Origin of the sequence: Streptomyces sp. NPDC090022 (genome assembly GCF_044748145.1) — a bacterium.
Taxonomy (GTDB): domain Bacteria; phylum Actinomycetota; class Actinomycetes; order Streptomycetales; family Streptomycetaceae; genus Streptomyces.
The window spans coordinates 130,438-150,721 of the sequence record NZ_JBIVFN010000011.1; the positions used below are offsets into that span (position 1 = coordinate 130,438).

Sequence of the window (20,284 nt, forward strand, 5' to 3'; positions counted from 1 at the left end):
CCGTGCCGACACGCCCGCCCGTACCCGGCCGACCACAGGGGGACACACATGCTTCCGGCACTCTGGGCACTCCTCACCCTCACCGCCCTGGCCACGCCGCTCGCCCTGCGCCTGCGCACCTCCCCCGCCTTCCTCACCGGCCGCGACGGCCGCCTCTCCACCTCCACCACCCTCGCCTTCGCCTGGACCGTGATCCTGGTCTGGCTCCTGATCACCACCCTGGGATACGGCCTCGCCGCCGGCGGCGGCATCGACTACTTCACCGCCCCGAACGGCCCGCTGTCCTCCCTCACCAGCGTCTACCTCCCCCTCCTCGGCGGCCCCTACGTCGCCCTCATCGCCGCCAAGACGGTCGTCGGCGTACGCATCCAGAACGGCACCCTCAACAAACCGGCCGCCACCGGCGACCACACCCCCACGGCCCGCGACCTCATCGCCAACGACAGCGGCCGCACCGACCTCCTCGACCTCCAGTACGTCGCCCTGAGCCTGGTCACCATGGCCTACGTCGCCGCCTTCTTCCTCACCGACGTCGGCGCCGGCCTGCCCCGGCTCCCCGACGAGATCTGGGCCCTCACCGGCGCCCCCGCCGGCGCCTACCTCGTCAACAAGATCGCCGCCCGCCCCGCCCCCGTCATCACCCAGGTCACCCGCACCGAGGACCACATCACCATCCAGGGCGGCGGCTTCGACCCCGCCGGCAACCCCACCGTCACCATCGACGGCACACCCCAGCCGGCCACCCCGGCCCCCGACGGCTCCCTCGTCATCCCCGCCCAGACCCGCAAGGAAGGCCCCTTCACCGTCCACGTCACCAGCCATGGACTGCGCAGCTACCCCTACCGCTACGACGGCTGAACCCGCCCGCCGCAACCCGCGCCCGGCCCGCGCCAGGCCCCGGCCCGCACCAAGGCCCCCGCCCCGGCCCCAGTCTCGAGCCCCGGCCCCGGCCCCGGCGTCCCCGCCTCAGCCCTCCGCCGGCGCCCGCCCCGTCAACGCCGCCAGCGACGCCCGCACATGATCCATGTGCGCCCGCATCTCCTCCTGCGCCGCCGCGTGCTCCCGCAGCACCCGCTCCGTCTCCCGCCCCACCCGCTCCTCCAGCACCCGCGCCTGCGCCACCAGCTCCGCACCCCGCGCCAGCGCGTCCTCCTGCCCGTGCCGCGCCCCCTCCTCCGCCTCCGCATACGCCCGCCGCGCCTCCGACAACCGGCTCTGCGCGTACCGCTCCAGCTCCGCCTGCCGCGCCTGGAACTCCGCCTCCCGCTCCGCCAGCTCCCGCTCCGCCGCCTCCCACCGCTCCACCCGCTCGGCCTCCGCCTCCGCGAGCACCGCGTCCGACCGCCGCCGCACCTCCTCCAGCACCGCCTGCGCCTCCCCCCGCCGGCCCGCCGCCTCCTCGCGCGCCGCACCCCGCGCCAGATCCGCCTCCCGCTCCGCCCGCACCAGCAACTGCCGCGCCCGCACCTCCGTCTGCTCCCGCACCGCCTCCGCGTCGTGGCGCGCCAGCTCCGCCACCCGCTCCGCATGCGCCTCCGCGGCCCCCAGCGCCGCCGCGGCATCGGCACGCGCGTCCGCCCGTACGCAGTCGGCCTCCTCCTCCACCAGCCCCAGGATCCGCCGCGCCCGCTCCCCCAGATCGTCGTACCGCTGCGGCGCCAACTGCGCGACCTGCTCCCGCAGCCGCTCCGCCTCGGCCTCCATCCGGCGCGCCAGCACCGTCAGCCGCGCCACCCGCTCCCACGCCTCGTCCCGGCCCGCCGACAACCGCGCCAGATACCGGTCGACCTCCTCCACCCGGTAACCGCGCCCGCGCACGGTCGAGAAGCCCTCGGGGGACATCGGTGCAGCACCCATCGTGGAAGCGCCTCTCTCTCGCGGGGCCCGGATCGCGGGGGTTCACGGTATCCCTGCCGGTTCACGGTCTCCCTGCCAAGGATGCGCCATTTGCCCCCGGAAGCGGCAATGGCCGGGCCGGAACCCCCGTCACGAGGTCCCCGCCCGGCCATGCCCGCCGTCACATCAGCTCAGAGCAGCCCGTCCCACATCTGCTCCAGCAGCACCGACCACCAGCTCTCCGGCGACGCCAGCGCCTGCGCGTCCAGCCCCGCCAGATTCGCCTGGAAATCGACGGTCCAGCGGCCCGCCTGCTCCGGCGTCAAATGCTGACGCAACCGCCACATATGACCCAGCATCCCCAGCGACCGCACGAACTGCGGCAGGCTGGAGTTGACGAACTGCGGCGGCACCGGAGCACCCCCCGGACCACCCTCCACCGGCACGGCCACGATGTGCGCCGTCCCGTACTGCACACACAGCGCCTTGCCGAAGTCACTGCCCACGACCAGGTACGAACCCGCGTCCGACGCCGGCTGCACACCCCGCTGCGCCGCCAGCTCCGCCAGCGTCGGCACCGGCTGACCCGGCACCGCCTGCGCCCAGAAGAACGGCCCCATGTCCAGCGGCAGACCCGCCCACACCAGCGTCTGCGCCACGATCTCCGGCACACCCTGGCGGGACACCGCCCGCTGCTCGAACCGGAACACACCCTGCGGACCGAACGCCCCCAGCAGCTCCTGCCCGATCGCCTCCATCGGAATCGCCGGCTGCAACGGCACCTGCGGCAACGGCGCCCGCACCGGCGCCGGACGCGCCGGACCGTCCGCCACCTGGTGCAGCTCACCCTGATGGGTCAGCAGATGCCGCATCCCCGCCTGCCGGCCCGCGTGGTCCTTGCCGTACGGCGCCACACTCGTGATCCGCACCTGCGGCCACGTCTCCCGGATCATCCGGGCGCAGTAACCACCGGGCAGCTCACACGACTCCAGCTCCGTGTGCAGCTCCAGCACCTGCTGCGGAGGCACGTTCATCGCACGCAGCTCATGCAGGATCTGCCACTCCGGATGCGGAGTACCCGGCGCCGAACGCCGGATGATCTGCTGCTCGGAACCATCGGGCGCGCGGTAGCGCAGCACCGCCTGATAGCCGGGACCGACCGTGGGCACACCGGAGGACGCCGGAACCGGCCCCGGACCCGGCGCCTGGACCTGCGCACCGGGCGGCGGCCCGGGAGGACCGGGAGGACCGGGCGGTACGGGCCCACCCGGGCCCGCCAGCATGGTCGCGGCATGGTGCGCCCCACCACCGGGCGCACCCGGAGCCCCGGGCGGACCGGGCGGCGCCGGCGGCTGACCCACGACGGGCGGACCGGCCAGCATCGTCGCCGCATGATCCAGCCCACCACCGGGCGCACCCGGAGCCCCCGGCGGACCGGGCGGCGCCGGCGGCTGCCCGCCCCGCGCACCAGGCGCACCGGGCGCACCGGGCGGACCGGGCGGCTGCGGCACACCGGGGCCCGCCAGCATGGTCGCGGCATGGTGCGCCCCACCACCGGGCACACCCGGAGCCCCGGGCGGACCGGGCGGCGCCGGCGGCTGACCCACGCCAGGCGCACCAGGGGCACCGGGCGGACCGGGAGGTGCCGGAGGCCCGCCCACCACAGGGGGACCGGCCAGCATCGTCGCGGCATGGTCCAGCCCACCACCGAGCGAACCCGGAGCCCCGGGCGGACCGGGCGGCGCCGGCGGCTGACCCGCACCGGGCGCACCGGGCGGCCCCGGAGGCACCGGCGGACCGCCCACGGAGCCGGGACCGGCCAGCATCGTCGGCGCGTAGTCGAGCCCGCCACCGGCGGACCCCTGCCCCTGAGACGGTCCCGACGACGACGGCGACGACGGCGGACCGGGCGGTACGGGCGGCTGCCCGGCCCCCGGAACCCCGGGAACCCCCGGCTGCCCCGGAGACACCGGCGGCTGCGGCCGCGACACCTCGGCCCGGCTCGTCGGCGCGTCGGCGATCTCCGCCGCGAGCACCGGCGCCACCGTGGTCCGCGGCAGCTGACTGCCCCCCGGCATCAGCGTCGTCTTCGCCTCCGACGACGCACCCGACGTCGGCGCGTCCTCGAAGTCCGACCCCGACAACGGCGGCGCGAACACCGTCGCCGGCAGCGGCACGGACGCGTCGTCCGCACCGGAGTTCACATCCGTCCCGGCCCACGGCGTCGCCCCGGCCGGCACCCCGTCCGAAGCGGTCGGCTCGTACGTGGGATCCACACCGCCCGCAGCGCGAGCGGGCACGGGCGGCGGCACGGGCGTACCCGCACCCGGCGTACCGGACGACAACGGCACCGGCTCACCCGGCACCACCGCCGCCGCCACGGGCGCCACGGGCCCGGGCACCGGCGTACCCGCCCCCGGAGTCCCCGAAGCCGACGCAGCGGACGGAGCCGACGGACCGGACGGAACCGACGGCACGCCGCCACCCGACGACGCCCCGCCCCCAGACCCGGACCCAGACCCAGACCCGGACCCGGACCCGGACCCGGACCCGGAACCCGCCCCGGACCCGCCCCCGGCACCACCACCCGTGGCCGTCAGCCACTCCGGCGGACTCAGCATGAACGACGTCTGCTCCGAGTCGATCCGCGCCGCCGGCACCGACGGCTCCGGCGCACCCGACGCCGCCACCCCGTACTCCTCCTCGTACCGGCGGATCACCTCACCCACCGGCAACCCCGGCCACAACGTCACCTCACCACTGTCCCGGGCGATCACCAGCCGCTGCCGGCCACCACCCGACACCGGACCCGCCGCCCGGTCCTCGGCCCACACCACGAACCCCAGACCGAACTCCCGCACCCGCACCTCCCGGTGCTGGTACGCCGGCACATCGCCGTTGATCCACTCCTCGGCGCGCTCCTGCGCCTGCGCGAACGTCACCACGACGCGCTCACCCCTCACCCGAACCGGCGCGCGCCACCGGAACCGAACGCGCGAATCCGCCGTCCACCATCAGACCGGCCACCGTCTCCAGCTCCGGCGGATTACCCGCCAACCGCTCAAGAAAGGCGTCGAAATCGGTACCGCACGGCAACAGCAGCCGCTCCACCCGCTCCTGCACCGACCAGCCGTCCCGGTCCCGTGCGTCGTCGAACGGCGAGAACCACACCGAACCGACCGCCTCGCCCCGCACCTTCACCGCCAGCAGACCCCCCTGCACGAAACCCACGCACAGGTAGTCCTTCGTCAGGTGATCACGCAAGCACTTGTTGACGTACACCAGGTCATTGACCGCCGCCTCCTCACGCACCGTGAAGAACGGCTGGTCCACCAGCAGACCCAGCTCCACATCCAGCCCCGCACCCACCGGCGCACAGCCACCCGCCGCCTTCAGGAACGAGCGGTACGCCTCCGGCAACCGGTACCCGAGGTCCTCCTCGACCCCCTGCACCTGCTCCTCCGACACCGACACCACCGACTTCGGCAGCCCCAGGTGCACCGGACGCACCTCCTGCAACGGCCGCGTCCCCCGCTTCCCGTGATCCACCGGCGCCGACGCCAGCCCCGCGTGATGCCGCAGCAGCGCCTTCACCTCCACCGGGACCAGCTCCAGCCGCCGCGACCCCGCCACGTGGTGCCACGTCCAGCCGTGCGGCGTCGCCACCGGCCCCACCGTGTCCCACAGCTCATGACCCGCCGCACGCATCACCGCGTTCGCGGACACGTAGTCCGTCAGCCGCAGCTCGTCCACACCGAAGCCCTGCGGCGGCTCGGCGATCTCCACCGCCGCCCGCGCGTACCCGGAGAAGTCGGGATGACCCTCCCCGTCCATACGCACTCCCTGGGGATGCCGCGCAGCCCGGACCGGGTCCGGAAAATGCACGACCTGCCCCGCATACGCGGCATTGGGTGGCGCGGCCTGCTGCCCGAGCCGACCTGTCGTCATGGCGGTAGCCCCCTGCTGGATCTGGCTGATTCACCACAGCCTATGCGCTCGGGCAAGAGGCACCGCCGCCCGCGCGCCACACACGTTCCCCACCCCCGCACCCCGGCCGGGAACATCCGAATTGATACGAATATTCGACCCCGCTTCCGCACCACAGGGGACATTTGGCAGGCTGTCCCCTCAGCACGGGGGCGTGCGCACAGCGGCAACCACCGCAGCCACGGGAGGGAAAGCACCACCATGCACCACACCGCCACCAGAACAGACCCGGCCGGCACCACCGAACCCGGCGACCCGGACCACCCGGACCACACCGGCCACCCGGACCGTGCCGGCCACCCGGACCACGCCACCGGCGACCCCCGGCTGCACTGGAGCACCACCGACGGCCCCACCACACCCGTCCTCCGCTTCCGCCGCGACGGCATCCTCCCCACCATCGCCGCCGCCCTCTCCGTCCGCGGCGAAACCCTCACCAGCACCGCCGGCAAAGGCGACCAGCCCCCCGCCCTCCACCCCCTCGTCCAGGACTTCCTCGACACCCTCACCAGCGGCCAACGCGAACGCTTCACCGGCCGCTGCCCCGAAGCCATCCTCCTCACCCGCCACCTCACCACCGTCGAGAACGCCCGCAGCAAACGCGCCTCCCGCAAACCCCTCACCCACGGCGAAGCCCGACGCGCCCTCAAACACGCCAAAATCACCGCCCGCCGCATCCGCGAGGACGGCGACCCCCTCCACGGCAGCTACGCACCCCCCTGCCGCTCCTGCGACGCCCTCCTCGCCCACTTCGGCGTACGCCCCGTCGACCTCACCCACCCCGAGTAGCCACCATGACCACCACATCCGCCTCCTACGACCGCTCCTCGGCCACCCGCTTCCCCGTCGCCGTCGACAGCGCCCTGCGCACCGCCGGCTGGCAACCCGGCCGCTGGGACATCAAACAAGCCGAATACTGGGCCGACGCCCTCCGCGACCACACCACCCCCGCCGGCCACCGCCACACCGTCTTCCCCGCCGCCGTCGAAGCCTGGGCGGAATTCGGCGGCCTCCACATCACCCCCACCGGCCCCGGCCGCCAAATAGCACCCACCCCCCTCCGCCTCGACCCCCTCACCGGCCTCCACCTCGCCCGCACCTTCGCCGACCTCGGCCGCGCCCTCTCCACCCAGCTCTGCCCCCTCGGCATCGAAGGCGACGGCACCAGCCACCTCGCCCTCGACGCCACCGGCCGCGTCTACGCCATCGACCACACCGGCGACTGGTACCTCGGCGCCACCCTCGACGACGCCTTCACCACCCTCCTCACCGGCCTCCAGCCCACCCGCCTCACCACCGGCTGACCACCGGCCGACCCCGCCCTACGCCGAACTGGGCAACACCGCCGACACCCGGAAACCCCCCGCCTCCGTCGGCCCCGACACGAACACCCCACCCAGACCCAGCACCCGCTCCCGCATCCCCACCAGACCGTTCCCCCCACTCGGCAACCCCGGCCGCACCGCCGAACCGTCCGACACCCCGTTCTCCACCTGCATCGCCACCTCCCCCTCCCGATGCGCCAACCGCACCACCACCGCCGCACCCGGCGCATGCTTGTGGCAGTTCGTCAACGCCTCCTGCACCACCCGGTACGCCGTCTGCTCCACCACCGCCGGATACGCCACCACCTCCCCCCGCACCTCCAGATCCACCACCAACCCCGCCGCCCGCGACTGCCCCACCAGCACCTCCAGCCGCTCCAACGACGGCCCGTCCTCCTCCACCGGCACCGGAACAGACACCGCGGCCACCTCGGCCGCCACCCCCGCCGCCACGACCACCGGAGGCACCGCCCGCAACACCCCCAACATCTCCCGCAACTCCGTCAGCGCCTGCCGCCCCATATCCCCCACCAGAGCCGCGTTCCGCTGCGCCTTCACCGGATCCTTCAACGCCACCGCCTGCAACGCCGCCGCATGCACCACCATCAACGACACCCGGTGCGCCACCACATCGTGCATCTCGCGCGCGATCCGCGTCCGCTCCTCCTGACGCGCCCACTCCGCCCGCTCCTCGGCCCGGTCCGCCAGCAGCGACAACTCCCGCTCCAGCGAATCCGCCCGCTCCCGCAGGCTCTCCATCAACCGCCGCCGCGCCCCCATGTACAGCCCCAGCAGCACCGGCGGCACATTGAGCGCCACCGCGACGAACACCGCCAGCGACACCACGAACCCCGGCCCGATGTCACCGTCCACATCGGCCCGCGTCCGCACGTACATCACGACGAACGTCGCCACGAACGACATCGACACCAACGTCACCGTGATCCGCCGCGGCACCTCCGACGCCGCCAGCGTGTACAGCCCCACCACCGACAGCAGGAACCCGATCGCCGCCGGCGACACCGCCACCCCGATCAGCACCACCGCGATCGGCCACCGCCGCCGGAACACCAGCGTGGCTCCCACCAGCGCCGCCAGCCCCACCGCGACCCACGTCGGCAGCCCGGCCTCCCGGGCGACCCCGACCCCCTCGAACCCGCACTCCACGGCCGACACGACCGCCAGCCCCACGTCCAGCGCCGCCGCCCGCGGCCGCCCCCACCACAACGGCCCGGCGCGACCGGCTCCGTCCCGCTCTTCCCCCGTACTGGTCATACCGCCCAGCGTACGGGCGGGCCCCAGCACACCAACGGCGGAAAATCCGGCGAACGCACGGTAATCGCACGTACGACGGAATGACCCGGAGAACGGACCCTCAAACCCGAATTCCGGACGAATCCTGCCGCCATGAGCAAATACGCCGACTTCGAGGCACTCCGCACCCAGGCCGTCGCCCTCCGCCGCGAAGGCCTCAGCCGCCGCCAGATCCGCGACCGCCTGCACGTGGACAACAACGACATCCTCAACCGCCTCCTGGAGGGCGAACCCGCCCCCGAGTGGACCAAACGCCCCAACGCCAAGGACGACCTCCGCGACCGCGCCCGCGAGCTGCGCCTCCAGGGCCTGACCTACGACCAGATCCAGGTCGAGCTGGGCTGCTCGAAGAGCTCGATCTCGCTGTGGGTACGCGATCTGCCGAAACCGGAACGGCGGCCGGCCTCCGAGCAAGCACGACTCGCCAGCCGCAAACGGTGGGACCACGAACTCGCCGTCCGGGACATCGCCCGTCAGGAAACCAAACGGGTCGCCAAGGAGGGCATCGGTGCCCTCTCCGACCGCGAGCTGTTCCTGATCGGGGTGGCCCTCTACTGGTCGGAGGGCAGCAAGGACAAGACGTACGCGCGCCGTGAGCGGGCGATCTTCGTGAACAGCGATCCGGGCATGATCCAGGTCTACCTCGCCTGGCTCCGGCTCCTGGACGTGGAGCCCGAGAGGATCCGCTGCAGTGTGATGATCCACGAGACGGCCGACATCCCCGCCGCCGAGGAGTTCTGGGCCGATCTCGTCGGCATCGACCCTGCCGATCTGGGCACGACGACCCTCAAGCGCCACGACCCGAAGACTCGACGCAGGAACACGGGGGACTCCTACCGCGGGTGCCTCGTCATCCGGGTAGTGCAAAGTGCCGATCTGTACCGTCGCATCGAAGGCGGGTGGTGCGGCATAGTAGGGGCTGTGTCCGGAGCCGATCAACGAAATCGGACATAGCGGGCGAACCATCCCGGATCGTCTAAGGGCAGGACAAATGGTTTTGGTCCATTGAATGAGGGTTCGAATCCTTCTCCGGGAGCACACAGCACACCAGTGCTGAGATTCGGGTCCTGACCTATCGGTCGGGACCCGCACTCGTTCACCTCCCTTGACCCACCGGTATCCTTCGTGCGTCCACCCCCGAAGCCGAAGGGCACACCCGTGAGCGCCAACCGCCCGGCAGCCGTCGTCGTCCTCGCAGCGGGTGAGGGCACCCGCATGAAGTCGGCCACACCGAAGGTCCTGCACGAGATCTGCGGGCGTTCGCTCGTCGGTCACGTCGTCGCCGCTTCCCGCGAGCTGGCCCCCGCCCACCTCGTCGTGGTGGTCGGGCACGCCCGGGAGCAGGTCACCGCGCACCTGGCCGGGATCGACGCCGGCGTGCGCACCGCCGTCCAGTACGAGCAGAACGGCACCGGTCACGCCGTCCGGATGGCCCTGCAGGAGCTGGCCTCCGAGGACGTCAGCGGGACCGTGATCGTGGTCTGCGGCGACACGCCGCTGCTGACGGGTGAGACGCTGCGCGGCCTGGCCGCGACCCACGCCGCCGACGGCAACGCGGTCACGGTGCTGACCGCCGAGGTGCCGGACGCCACCGGGTACGGGCGGATCGTGCGGGACGCCGGCGGCGCCGTGACGGCCATCGTCGAGCACAAGGACGCCTCCGACGCGCAGCGCGCGATCCGTGAGATCAACTCCGGGGTCTTCGCGTTCGACGGTGCGCTGCTGGCCGACGCGCTGGGCAAGGTGCGGACGGACAACAGCCAGGGCGAGGAGTACCTCACCGATGTGCTGGGGATCCTGCGCGAGGCGGGGCACCGGGTCGGCGCGTCGGTCGGGCGTGACCACCGGGAGATCCTGGGGATCAACAACCGGGTGCAGCTGGCGGAGGCCCGTGGTCTGCTGAACGCGCGGCTGCTGGAGCGGGCGATGCTCGCGGGTGTGACGGTGGTGGACCCGGCCAGTACGTTCGTGGACGTGACGGTGACGTTCGGGCAGGACGCGCTGGTGCACCCGGGGACGCAGTTGCTGGGTGAGACGCATGTCGCGGAGCGGGCCGAGGTGGGTCCGAACACGCGGCTGAAGGACACCCGGGTGGGTGCCGGGGCGCGGGTGGACAACACGGTGGCGGATGGTGCCGTGGTGGGTGCGGAGGCGTCGGTGGGTCCGTTCGCGTATCTGCGTCCGGGTACGGATCTGGGGCCGAAGTCGAAGGCCGGGACGTACGTGGAGATGAAGAACGCGTCGATCGGTGAGGGGACGAAGGTTCCGCATCTGTCGTACGTGGGTGACGCGACGATCGGTGAGTACACGAACATCGGTGCGGCGAGTGTGTTCGTGAACTACGACGGTGAGGCCAAGCACCACACGACGGTGGGTTCGCACTGCAAGACGGGGTCGGACAACATGTTTGTGGCTCCTGTCACGATCGGGGACGGGGCGTACACGGCCGCGGGTTCTGTGATCACCAAGGATGTGCCGCCCGGTGCTCTGGCTGTGGCCCGTGGTCAGCAGCGGAATATCGAGGGCTGGGTGGCTCGTAAGCGTCCGGGGAGTGCTGCTGCCTCGGCGGCTCAGTCGGCGGTCCGGCCGGACTCTGCTGGCGACTGACCGGAAACGGGTACGTCTGGGACGGCGTACCGTGATAGGTGCACGCAATTCGGCTGGCTCACCGTGTGCGGGACGGACGCACATGGGGGCGAGCAGCTTTCAACACGTCTGAGGAGACTGTGCTGTGACCGGGATCAAGACGACCGGCGAGAAGAAGTTGATGCTCTTCTCCGGCCGCGCCCACCCCGAGCTGGCCGAGGAGGTCGCGCATCAGCTGGGCGTCGGCCTCGTGCCGACCAAGGCCTTCGATTTCGCGAATGGTGAGATCTATGTGCGTTTCCATGAGTCGGCTCGTGGTGCGGACTGCTTCCTGATCCAGAGCCACACGGCTCCGATCAACAAGTGGATCATGGAGCAGCTGATCATGATCGACGCGCTGAAGCGTGCGTCGGCCCGTTCGATCACGGTGATCATCCCGTCGTACGGGTATGCGCGTCAGGACAAGAAGCACAAGGGTCGTGAGCCGATCTCGGCGCGTCTGGTGGCGGATCTGCTGAAGACGTCGGGTGCGGACCGGATTCTGACGGTGGACCTGCACACGGACCAGATCCAGGGCTTCTTCGACGGTCCGGTGGATCACCTGTCGGCGCTGCCGGTGCTGGCGGACTACGTGGGTGCGAAGGTGGACCGTACGAAGCTGACGATCGTGTCTCCGGACGCGGGTCGTGTGCGGGTGGCGGACCGCTGGTGCGACCGTCTGGACGCGCCGCTGGCGATCGTGCACAAGCGGCGTGACAAGGACGTCGCGAACCAGGTGACGGTGCACGAGGTCGTGGGTGAGGTCAAGGGCCGGGTGTGTGTCCTGGTCGATGACATGATCGACACGGGTGGCACGATCTGTGCGGCGGCGGAGGCGCTGTTCGCGCACGGTGCGGAGGATGTGATCGTGACGGCGACGCACGGCATCCTGTCGGGGCCGGCGGCGGACCGTCTGAAGAATTCGAAGGTGAGCGAGTTCGTGTTCACGAACACGCTGCCGGATCCGTCGGACCTGGAGCTGGACAAGATCACGGTGCTGTCGATCGCGCCGATGATCGCGCGTGCGGTGCGTGAGGTGTTCGAGGACGGTTCGGTGACGAGCCTGTTCGAGGAGCAGCAGTAGTCGCTGCGTAGATCCTTTTGAAGTGCGGCCTTCCCGCCGGGTAGACTCATGAGGTTGCTCGGCGAGGGAGGCCGTACCCGTTCGGTGGTGCGGATGCTCCGTTATCGACGCGCTCTTCGTAGCAGGCCGTGTGCTGGCCGGGTGACCTTGTCCGTTTTTCGTCACCCCACGAGGAGTGAGCATGTCCGAGGTCAAGCTTTCCGCTGAGCTCCGTACCACCTTCGGCAAGGGCTCTGCCCGCCAGGCCCGTCGCGACGCCCTGACCCCCGCGGTCATCTACGGTCACGGCCAGGACCCGAAGCACGTCAACGTCGAGGGCCACGGTCTGATGATGGCGCTGAAGACCCCGAACGTCCTGATCTCCCTGGACATCGCGGGTGACGGCACCGAGCTGGTTCTGCCGAAGGCCGTGCAGCGTCACCCGCTGAAGCGCACGATCTCGCACGTCGACTTCCTGATCGTCAAGAAGGGCGAGAAGGTCACGGTCGAGGTTCCGGTCCAGACCGAGGGTGAGCTGGCCGCGGGTGCGAACATGCTGGAGACCCTGCTGACGACCATCACGGTCGAGGCCGAGGCCACCCACCTGCCGGAGGCCGTGACCGTCTCCATCGAGGGCCTGGAGGCCGGTGCGTCGATCCACGCCAAGGACCTGGTCCTGCCGAAGGGCACCACCCTGGCCGTGGACGGCGAGACGGCCGTTCTGCAGGTTGTCGCCCCGCAGGCGGAGGAGCCGGCCGCCGAGGGCGCCGAGGGTGAGGGCGAGGAGGCCTGATCTCAGGCCCCTGCTGTTTTTGCGTAACCGGCCGCCGTCCTGCTCCACTGGAGCGGGACGGCGGTCGTCCCTGTTAAGGAGCCTTTTTCGATGGTGGACGACGCGACGACTCCCTGGCTGGTCGTGGGGCTGGGCAATCCCGGTGGCGAGTACGCGGGGAACCGGCACAACATCGGTTTCATGGTGGTGGATCTGCTGGCGGAGCGGATCGGCGGGAAGTTCAAGGCGCACAAGGCGCGGGCGCAGGTGGTGGAGGGGCGGATCGGTCCTGCGGGGCCGGGGAGCCGGCGGGTGGTGCTGGCGAAGCCGATGTCGTTCATGAACCTGTCGGGTGGTCCGGTGACGGCGCTGCGGGATTTCTACAAGGTGCCGGTGGAGCGGATCGTCGCCGTGCATGACGAGCTGGACATCGATTACGCGACGTTGCGGCTGAAGCTGGGTGGCGGGGACAACGGGCACAACGGTCTGAAGTCGATGACGAAGGCGATGGGTGCGGAGTATCACCGGGTGCGGTGCGGGATCGGGCGTCCGCCGGGTCGGATGCAGGTGGCGGATTTCGTGCTGAAGGATTTCTCGTCGACGGAGCGCAAGGAGCTGGACTGGTTCGTGGACCGGTCGGCGGATGCGGTGGAGTGCCTGGTCCTGGAGGGTCTGGAGCGGGCGCAGTCGACGTACAACTCCTGACGGTTACAGCTCGTCGAGCCCTTCGAAGTCGATGTCGGCGGCGAAGGGCCGCTCAACGCTGAACGGCTTGCTGTGGATGCCCTGGCAGACGTAGGCGCGGGTGTGGGGGTCGAGCTCGTAGACGTACACGACCGGTTCGCCGGTCTCGTCGCCTTCGATCTTGACGATCCAGTAGTTCGGGATGCCGGCGGCGGCGTACTTGTGGAACTTGGTCTGTGTGTCCCGGGCTTCGGATTCGGGGGAGACCACCTCGATGGCGAGCTGGACGTCGGCGGCGTAGACGTGGGTCTGCATGCGGCTTGTGCAGGCGTCTCGCCCGACGATCGAGATGTCCGGCTCCGGCCCGTTGCGTTTGTCGATCACCACGGTCATCTCACGGGCGACCTTCATGTGCCGGGGGGCGGTCCGGCGTAGCCGGGCGACGAGGAAGTCGATCAGATCGGAGTGGATGAACCGCTGCGGACTCACGAAGACCAGGCTCCCGTCGATCAGCTCGGTGTGGCGCGGGAGGTCCTGCAGTGTCAGCAGATCGTCCACGGTGTACCCGTCCAGCGGCGGCCGGGACCAGTCGTGGACGGACTCAGCGGTCATGGTTGCTCCCATGGACGGAAGTGTGGCCCTGGTGCCACAACCGTAGCGGCCGGTATCGGGGCCCGTCATCACATCGTGTGACGGGCACCGATACCGGCCGTTTGTTCATGCGGCCGGCGTCAGCCGGTGTTGCGCAGGCCCGCTGCGACGCCGTTGACGGTGAGGAGGAGGGCGCGGGAGAGCAGCGGGTCGGGGGCTTCGCCGGCGGCGGCTGCGGCGCGCTGGCGGGCCAGGAGGGAGACCTGGAGGTAGGAGATGGGGTCGAGGTAGGCGTCGCGGACGGCGAAGGTCTGCTGGAGGACCTTGTTGGAGTCGAGGAGCTTCTCGCCGCCGGTGATGCGGAGGACCTCGGCGACGGTGAGCGCGTGTTCGGCTTCGATGGTGGCGAAGACGTGCTTGAGGTGGTCGGGGACGAGGGTGTCGACGTAGTGGCGGGCGATCCGCAGGTCGGTCTTGGCCAGTGTCATTTCGACGTTGGACAGGAAGTTGCGGAAGAAGTGCCAGCGCTGGCCCATCTCGGTGAGGACGTCTTCCTGGCCGGCTTCGCGCAGGGCCTTGAGGCCGGAGCCGACGCCGTACCAGCCGGGGACGATCTGGCGGGACTGGGTCCAGCCGAAGACCCAGGGGATGGCGCGCAGGCCGTCGAGGCCGGCTCCGGAGTCGGGGCGGCGGGAGGGCCGGGAGCCGAGGTGGAGGTCGGCGAGCTGGTCGACGGGGGTGGCGGCGAAGAAGTAGGCGGGGAGGTCGGGGTCCTCGACGAGGTGCCGGTAGGCGGTGTGGGCGGCGTCGGAGACGACGTCCATGGCGGCGTCCCAGCGGGCGAGGGCTTCGTCGGACTGGCGGGGGGCGGTGTGGAGGGCGGAGGCCTGGAGGGTGGCCGCGACGGTCAGTTCCAGGTTTTCGCGGGCGAGTGAGGGGACGAGGTACTTGTCGGAGATGACCTCGCCCTGTTCGGTGACCTTGATCTCGCCTTCGAGGGTGCCCCAGGGCTGGGCGAGGATGGCGTCGTGGGAGGGGCCGCCGCCGCGGCCGACGGTGCCGCCGCGGCCGTGGAAGAGGCGCAGGCGTACGCCGTAGCGGTGGGCGACGTCGCGCAGGCGGCGCTGGGCGCGGTGGATCTCCCACTGGCTGGTGGTGATGCCGCCGAACTTGGAGGAGTCGGAGTAGCCGAGCATGACTTCCTGGACGTCGCCGCGGAGGGAGACCAGGCGCCGGTAGGAGGGGTCGGCGAGCATCTCGTCGAGGATGACGTCGGCGGCCTTGAGTTCGTCGGTGGTTTCCAGGAGCGGGACGATGCCGATCTTGGCCCAGCCGGCGTGGAGGTCGATGAGGCCGGCTTCGCGGGCGAGGACGGCGGCGGCGAAGACGTCGTCGGCGCCCTGGCACATCGAGATGATGTAGGACTCGATGACTTCGGGGCCGAACTTCTCGAAGGCGTCCTTGATGGCGGAGAAGACGCCGAGGGTCTTGTGGCCGGCGGCGTCGAGGGGGGCGGGGGTGGGGGCGAGGGGGCGGCGGGAGCGGAGTTCCTTGGCGAGGAGCTTCTGCCGGTAGTCGCGGGGCATGTCGGCGTAGCGCCAGGATTCCTCGCCGAGGCGGTCGAAGAGCTGGCCGAGTGCGTGGTGGTGGGCGTCGGCGTGTTCGCGGACGTCCATGGTGGCGAGCTGGAGGCCGAAGGCGGCCAGGGTGCGGATGGTGCGGTCCATGCGGCCGTCGGCGAAGAGGGCGCCGCGGTGTTCGCGCAGGGAGGTCTGGATGAGGGTGAGGTCGGTGAGGAGCTCGGCGGTGCCGAGGTAGTCGCGGCCTTCCTCGTGGGGGATGCCCTTGGCGAGGCGTTCGCGGGTGTTGAGGAGCTTCTGCCGGATGCAGGTGGCCTTGAGGCGGTAGGGCTCCTCGGCGTTCAGCCGCTTGTAGCGGGGGCTGATCTCGGGGAGGCGCTCGAGGTCGGCCTGGAGGGAGGCGAGGAGTTCCTCGGTGGCTCCGGTGTAGCGGATGGAGTTGGAGAGGAGTCCGCGCAGGTAGTCGACGAGTTCGAGGGCGTCGGTGATGCCGTGTTCGTGCTGGAGGATGAGGACGTCGCGGGTGACGTCGGGGGTGACGTTGGGGTTGCCGTCGCGGTCGCCGCCGATCCAGGTGCCGAAGGTGAGGGGGCGGGTGCCGGCGGGGAGTTCGATGCCGACGCGGCCGAGTTCGGCGGCGAGGTCCTCGAGGACGTCGCCGACGGCGCCGGCGTGGAGTTCGTCGAGGTAGTAGATGGCGTTGCGGGCTTCGTCGGCGGGTTCGGGGCGGACGACGCGCAGTTCGTCGGTCTGCCAGATGAGGTCGATGTTCTCGGCGAGGCGGAGGTCGTGGCGGCGGCGGTCGCCGGCGCCGGTGACGGGCTCTTCGAGGAGGGCGGCGATGCGGCGGAGCTTGCCGAGGACGCTGCGGCGGGCGGCTTCGGTGGGGTGTGCGGTGAAGACGGGGCGGACGTTGAGGTTCTTGACCGTCGCGCGCAGGTGTTCGGGGTCGGCGTCCTTGAGCATGTCGGCGGTGCGGGCCAGGAGGCCGCCCTCGGCGGCGCGCAGGGCGCGCAGCTCGCGGCCGCGGTGGACCTGCTCGGTGACGTTGGCGAGGTGGAAGTAGGTGGAGAAGGCGCGCACGAGCTTGGCGGCGGTCTCCAGTCCGGTGTCGCCGAGGAGGGCGGCGGCGGCTTCGCCGTCGGTGCGGGTCAGGGCCCGGACGCGTTCGACGAGGTCGAGGAGTTCCGGTCCCTCCTGGCGGACGAGGGTCTCGCCGAGGAGGTCGCCGAGTCGGCGGATGTCCGCGCGCAGCTCTGCGTTGGGGGTGGGCTGGTCAGCACTGCTCACAGGTGCGGCTCCTTGCAGTGTTACGTACGAGCGCTGCTACTGGGGCGGACCGCGCTGTCCGACGTGTCCTAAGGATAGGTGGGCTGGTGGGGGGTGATGGCCGGGAGGTTCTGGTACTGGACGTGGGGCGCGGTTTTGCCATACTTACGTTGCCGTAGGTTACGGTTCCGTAGCCCCCGTATCTCACCCCCCAGGGGACCCTTATGACGCTCACCCCCGATTTGATCGAGGACGCTGCCGCGCTGCCGTCCGCGACGCGTGGAGGCGAGAGCAAGCGGTCGATCGAGCAGGTCGCGCTGCTGTTGTTCATCACTGTTCCCTTCGTGGCGCTGGTGGCTGCGGTTCCGCTGGTGTGGGGCTGGGGGGTGAGCTGGCTGGATCTGGGGCTGATGGTGTTCATGTATTTCCTGGCGTGCCACGGGATCACCATCGGTTTCCACCGTTACTTCACGCATGGTTCCTTCAAGGCGAAGCGGCCGTTGCGGATCGCGCTGGCGATCATGGGGTCGATGGCGGTGGAGGGGCCGCTGGTGCGGTGGGTGGCCGATCACCGCAAGCACCACAAGTTCTCCGACGCGGAGGGTGACCCGCATTCGCCGTGGCGGTTCGGGGAGAGCGTGCCGGCGCTGATGAAGGGCCTGTGGTGGGCGCACATCGGCTGGCTGTTCGACGAGGAGCAGACGGATCAGCAGAAGTACGCGCCGGATCTGATCAAGGATCCGGCGATCCGGCGGATCAGCCGTGACTTCATCTTCTGGACGATGCTGTCGCTGGCGATCCCGCCGCTGGTGGGGGGTCTGGTGACGATGTCGTGGTGGGGTGCGTTCACGGCGTTCTTCTGGGGGTCTCTGGTGCGGGTCGCGCTGCTGCACCATGTGACGTGGTCGATCAATTCGATCTGTCACGCGGTGGGCAAGCGGCCGTTCAAGTCGCGTGACCGCAGTGGCAACGTGTGGTGGCTGGCGGTGCTGTCGTGCGGTGAGTCGTGGCACAACCTGCACCACGCGGACCCGACGTCGGCGCGGCACGGGGTGCTGCGCGGGCAGGTGGATTCCAGTGCGCGGCTGATCCGCTGGTTCGAGCAGCTGGGGTGGGCGACGGACGTGCGCTGGCCGTCGGAGTCGCGGATCGATGCCCGGCGCAGGGAGGACGCGCCGAACGCGGCATGATGGAGGGTGTGGCGAACGACGGCAGTAATTCCAGCAGTGACAGGCCCCGGCGGGGCCGCCGGGTGAGGATGACGGGCGCGGAGCGGCGTCAGCAGCTGCTGGACATCGGGCGCACCTTGTTCGCCGAGAAGGGGTTCGAGGGCACGTCGGTGGAGGAGATCGCGGCGAAGGCCGGGGTGTCCAAGCCGGTGGTGTACGAGCACTTCGGCGGCAAGGAGGGGCTGTACGCGGTCGTCGTGGACCGTGAGATGCGCCAGCTGCTGGACGGGGTGACCGGTGCGCTGACGGCGGGGCATCCGCGGGAGCTGCTGGAGCAGGCGGCGTTCGCGCTGCTGGACTACATCGAGTCCTATACGGACGGGTTCCGGATCCTGGTGCGGGACTCGCCGGTGGCGCAGTCGACGGGCACGTTCGCGTCGTTGATCAGTGATATCGCGACGCAGGTGGAGGACATCCTGGGCCTGGAGTTCAAGGCGCGGGGGTTCGATCCGAAGCTGGCGCCGCTGTATGCGCAGGCGCTGGTGGGGATGGTGGCGCTGACGGGTCAGTGGTGGCTGGACGTGCGCAAGCCGAAGAAGGCGGAGGTGGCGGCGCACCTGGTGAACCTGGCGTGGCACGGGCTGGACGGTCTGGAGTCCAAGCCGCGTCTGGTGGGTCACCGCAAGAGCTGAGGCTCCCCGGCGGGGAAAGGCGTGGGGCGGTGCCCCGCCGGCCGGACGGTTCGTCCGGGCGGCGGGGCACCGCCATGTGGGTTCCGGGGTGGTCAGGTCAGGGCTTACGTCAGGGGTTGTGCCAGGGCTTACGTCAGGGTCTGCGTCAGGGGTTCGAGGAATTCGAGCCGGTTGCCGACGGGGTCCTCGGAGTAGAAGCGGCGGTGTCCGGGGAGGTTGTCGTCCCAGACGACCGTGGCGCCGCGGTCGCGCAGCCGGTCGGCGTACGCCTCGATGCCGGTGACGCGCAGGCCGGGGTGGGCTTTGCGGGCGGGGTGGAAGTCCTCCTCGATGCCCAGGTGGAGCTGGACCGGTCCGGCGGCGAACCAGCATCCTCCGCGGGCGGCGAGGACGGGCGGTTTGGGGATCTCCGTCATTCCCAGGACGTGTTCGTAATAGGCGCGCAGGGCGTCCTCGGATCCGGGGGGTGCGGCGAGCTGGACGTGGTCGACGGCGCTCAGCATGGGTCAGGCCTCCTTGCGGGCGATGGCGAAGATGCGCCGGAACGGGAAGACGGTGCCGCGGGGGCCGGGCGGGTAGGCGCCGCGCAGCAGGTCGCGGTACTGGAGGAGGAAGTCGGAGACGGCCTGTTCGTCGTCGCCGAGGGCGGTCAGGACGGGGCGCAGGGCGGTGCCCTTGACCCAGTCGAGGACGGGGTCCTCGCCGGTCAGCAGCTGGTAGTACGTCGTCTCCCAGACGTCGACGGCGCAGCCGAGTTCGGTGAGGCGGGCGAGGTATTCGGCGGGTTCGAGCAGGTGGGTGTAGCGGGCGCCGTGGCCGGCGAGGCGGGGCCGCCAGCGCGGGGTGTCGCAGAGGGCGGCGAGGAGGTTGTGGCTGGGGGCGCCGAAGTTGCCCGGGATCTGGAAGGCGAAGGTGCCGCCGGGGTGCAGGGCGTTGATCCAGGCCGGGAACGAGGCCGGGTGGCTGGGGACCCACTGGAGGGCGGCGTTGGAGACGATCAGGTCGTAGGGCTCTTCGGGCAGCCAGGTGGCGAGGTCGGCGGGGCGGAAGTCGAGGCTGCCGCCGCCGGGGGTGGGTCCGGCGTACCCCTCCTCGGCGCGGTGGAGCATCTGCGGGGAGAGGTCGAAGCCGGTGATGCGGGCCTTGGGCCAGCGGTCGGCGAGGAGCGCGGTGACGTTGCCGGGGCCGCAGCCGAGGTCGGCGATGCGGGGGGCGGGGTCGGGGAGGTCCGGTATGCGGCTGAGGAGGTCGAGGAAGGGGCGGGTGCGGTGGCCGGCGTGGCGCAGGTACTGCTGGGGGTCCCAGGTGGGCGCGGAGGGGGTGGGGCCCTCGGTGGCCATCCGGGGACGGATGTCCGACGCGGTATCGGAATGCATG

At 71.0% G+C, this 20,284-nt stretch carries 18 protein-coding genes and 1 tRNA gene; 11 read left to right on the plus strand and 8 right to left on the minus strand.

All coding sequences use genetic code 11. From position 1 onward, the window contains the following. Positions 1-48: 48 nt before the first annotated feature. The gene (locus ACIPXB_RS20940; RefSeq protein ID WP_401452017.1) at positions 49-858 is read left to right on the plus strand and encodes a hypothetical protein; all 810 of its coding nucleotides are present in this window, start codon (positions 49-51) and stop codon (positions 856-858) included. A 108-nt stretch (positions 859-966) separates the two neighbouring features. Here the strand turns inward: ACIPXB_RS20940 and ACIPXB_RS20945 are convergent, their stop codons facing one another. From ACIPXB_RS20945 to ACIPXB_RS20955, 3 genes are all read right to left on the minus strand, one after another. Then, positions 967-1,857 (minus strand): cellulose-binding protein, encoded by an 891-nt coding sequence (locus tag ACIPXB_RS20945; protein WP_401452020.1) that lies wholly within the window; start codon positions 1,855-1,857, stop codon positions 967-969. 170 nt (positions 1,858-2,027) lie between these two features. After that, complete coding sequence (locus ACIPXB_RS20950; protein ID WP_401452023.1) at positions 2,028-4,781, minus strand: SUKH-4 family immunity protein; 2,754 nt, start codon at positions 4,779-4,781, stop codon at positions 2,028-2,030. Between the two features lie 7 nt (positions 4,782-4,788). Further along, a complete protein-coding gene (locus ACIPXB_RS20955) occupies positions 4,789-5,784 on the minus strand; it encodes an SMI1/KNR4 family protein (protein WP_401452025.1) in 996 nt (331 codons plus the stop codon). A 240-nt stretch (positions 5,785-6,024) separates the two neighbouring features. On the opposite strand from ACIPXB_RS20955, the gene ACIPXB_RS20960 reads away from it, so the two are divergent. Then, entirely contained in the window at positions 6,025-6,612 is a 588-nt protein-coding gene (locus ACIPXB_RS20960; RefSeq protein ID WP_401452028.1) for a YwqJ-related putative deaminase, read from the plus strand. Positions 6,613-6,617: 5 nt separating this feature from the next. Then, positions 6,618-7,127, plus strand: coding sequence for an SUKH-3 domain-containing protein (locus ACIPXB_RS20965; RefSeq protein WP_401452031.1), 510 nt, complete (start codon positions 6,618-6,620; stop codon positions 7,125-7,127). Positions 7,128-7,145: 18 nt separating this feature from the next. Here the strand turns inward: ACIPXB_RS20965 and ACIPXB_RS20970 are convergent, their stop codons facing one another. After that, positions 7,146-8,423 (minus strand): sensor histidine kinase, encoded by a 1,278-nt coding sequence (locus ACIPXB_RS20970; RefSeq protein WP_401452034.1) that lies wholly within the window; start codon positions 8,421-8,423, stop codon positions 7,146-7,148. Positions 8,424-8,555: 132 nt separating this feature from the next. On the opposite strand from ACIPXB_RS20970, the gene ACIPXB_RS20975 reads away from it, so the two are divergent. The 6 genes from ACIPXB_RS20975 to pth all read left to right on the plus strand — a co-directional run bounded on the left by ACIPXB_RS20975 (position 8,556) and on the right by pth (position 13,627). Beyond that, positions 8,556-9,416 carry a hypothetical protein gene (locus tag ACIPXB_RS20975; RefSeq protein WP_401452037.1) on the plus strand — a complete coding sequence of 287 codons (861 nt, stop codon included), beginning with the start codon at positions 8,556-8,558 and terminating at the stop codon, positions 9,414-9,416. An 11-nt stretch (positions 9,417-9,427) separates the two neighbouring features. Further along, a tRNA-Gln gene (locus ACIPXB_RS20980) sits at positions 9,428-9,498 on the plus strand. Between the two features lie 122 nt (positions 9,499-9,620). Then, a complete protein-coding gene (glmU, locus tag ACIPXB_RS20985; protein ID WP_401452040.1) occupies positions 9,621-11,069 on the plus strand; it encodes a bifunctional UDP-N-acetylglucosamine diphosphorylase/glucosamine-1-phosphate N-acetyltransferase GlmU in 1,449 nt (482 codons plus the stop codon). Positions 11,070-11,193: 124 nt separating this feature from the next. Further along, positions 11,194-12,171: a ribose-phosphate diphosphokinase gene (locus tag ACIPXB_RS20990; RefSeq protein ID WP_401452042.1), complete on the plus strand. Its 978-nt coding sequence runs from the start codon at positions 11,194-11,196 to the stop codon at positions 12,169-12,171. A gap of 181 nt (positions 12,172-12,352) precedes the next feature. Continuing rightward, entirely contained in the window at positions 12,353-12,943 is a 591-nt protein-coding gene (locus tag ACIPXB_RS20995; RefSeq protein WP_401452044.1) for a 50S ribosomal protein L25/general stress protein Ctc, read from the plus strand. 90 nt (positions 12,944-13,033) lie between these two features. Next, positions 13,034-13,627: an aminoacyl-tRNA hydrolase gene (gene pth / locus ACIPXB_RS21000; RefSeq protein ID WP_401452046.1), complete on the plus strand. Its 594-nt coding sequence runs from the start codon at positions 13,034-13,036 to the stop codon at positions 13,625-13,627. Positions 13,628-13,630: 3 nt separating this feature from the next. Here pth and ACIPXB_RS21005 read toward each other — a convergent pair whose 3' ends face one another. Both ACIPXB_RS21005 and ppc read right to left on the minus strand, forming a co-directional pair. Next, positions 13,631-14,218 carry a Uma2 family endonuclease gene (locus tag ACIPXB_RS21005; protein ID WP_401452048.1) on the minus strand — a complete coding sequence of 196 codons (588 nt, stop codon included), beginning with the start codon at positions 14,216-14,218 and terminating at the stop codon, positions 13,631-13,633. Between the two features lie 119 nt (positions 14,219-14,337). Next, positions 14,338-17,067, minus strand: a complete 2,730-nt coding sequence (ppc, locus tag ACIPXB_RS21010; protein ID WP_401452050.1) for a phosphoenolpyruvate carboxylase — start codon at positions 17,065-17,067, stop codon at positions 14,338-14,340. Between the two features lie 203 nt (positions 17,068-17,270). On the opposite strand from ppc, the gene ACIPXB_RS21015 reads away from it, so the two are divergent. Continuing rightward, on the plus strand, positions 17,271-18,236 hold the full coding sequence (locus tag ACIPXB_RS21015; protein ID WP_401452052.1) for an acyl-CoA desaturase: 966 nt from the start codon (positions 17,271-17,273) through the stop codon (positions 18,234-18,236). Further along, a complete protein-coding gene (locus ACIPXB_RS21020) occupies positions 18,233-18,907 on the plus strand; it encodes a TetR family transcriptional regulator (protein ID WP_401452054.1) in 675 nt (224 codons plus the stop codon). The genes ACIPXB_RS21015 and ACIPXB_RS21020 overlap by 4 nt, the downstream gene beginning before the upstream one ends. Before the next feature lie 128 nt (positions 18,908-19,035). Here the strand turns inward: ACIPXB_RS21020 and ACIPXB_RS21025 are convergent, their stop codons facing one another. Further along, positions 19,036-19,410, minus strand: coding sequence for a VOC family protein (locus tag ACIPXB_RS21025; RefSeq protein WP_401452056.1), 375 nt, complete (start codon positions 19,408-19,410; stop codon positions 19,036-19,038). Between the two features lie 3 nt (positions 19,411-19,413). After that, entirely contained in the window at positions 19,414-20,283 is an 870-nt protein-coding gene (locus ACIPXB_RS21030) for a trans-aconitate 2-methyltransferase (RefSeq protein ID WP_401452058.1), read from the minus strand. Position 20,284: the final 1 nt, after the last annotated feature.

Excerpts from the sequence above, each read along its gene's own strand:
- ACIPXB_RS20940 (WP_401452017.1), top strand. The coding sequence starts at position 49 with ATGCTTCCGGCACTCTGGGCACTCCTCACCCTCACCGCCCTGGCCACG.
- ACIPXB_RS20945 (WP_401452020.1), bottom strand. The coding sequence starts at position 1,857 with ATGGGTGCTGCACCGATGTCCCCCGAGGGCTTCTCGACCGTGCGCGGG.
- ACIPXB_RS20955 (WP_401452025.1), bottom strand. The coding sequence starts at position 5,784 with ATGACGACAGGTCGGCTCGGGCAGCAGGCCGCGCCACCCAATGCCGCG.
- ACIPXB_RS20960 (WP_401452028.1), top strand. The coding sequence starts at position 6,025 with ATGCACCACACCGCCACCAGAACAGACCCGGCCGGCACCACCGAACCC.
- ACIPXB_RS20965 (WP_401452031.1), top strand. The coding sequence starts at position 6,618 with ATGACCACCACATCCGCCTCCTACGACCGCTCCTCGGCCACCCGCTTC.
- ACIPXB_RS20970 (WP_401452034.1), bottom strand. The coding sequence starts at position 8,423 with ATGACCAGTACGGGGGAAGAGCGGGACGGAGCCGGTCGCGCCGGGCCG.
- ACIPXB_RS20975 (WP_401452037.1), top strand. The coding sequence starts at position 8,556 with ATGAGCAAATACGCCGACTTCGAGGCACTCCGCACCCAGGCCGTCGCC.
- ACIPXB_RS20995 (WP_401452044.1), top strand. The coding sequence starts at position 12,353 with ATGTCCGAGGTCAAGCTTTCCGCTGAGCTCCGTACCACCTTCGGCAAG.
- pth (WP_401452046.1), top strand. The coding sequence starts at position 13,034 with ATGGTGGACGACGCGACGACTCCCTGGCTGGTCGTGGGGCTGGGCAAT.
- ACIPXB_RS21005 (WP_401452048.1), bottom strand. The coding sequence starts at position 14,218 with ATGACCGCTGAGTCCGTCCACGACTGGTCCCGGCCGCCGCTGGACGGG.
- ACIPXB_RS21015 (WP_401452052.1), top strand. The coding sequence starts at position 17,271 with ATGACGCTCACCCCCGATTTGATCGAGGACGCTGCCGCGCTGCCGTCC.
- ACIPXB_RS21020 (WP_401452054.1), top strand. The coding sequence starts at position 18,233 with ATGATGGAGGGTGTGGCGAACGACGGCAGTAATTCCAGCAGTGACAGG.
- ACIPXB_RS21025 (WP_401452056.1), bottom strand. The coding sequence starts at position 19,410 with ATGCTGAGCGCCGTCGACCACGTCCAGCTCGCCGCACCCCCCGGATCC.
- ACIPXB_RS21030 (WP_401452058.1), bottom strand. The coding sequence starts at position 20,283 with ATGCATTCCGATACCGCGTCGGACATCCGTCCCCGGATGGCCACCGAG.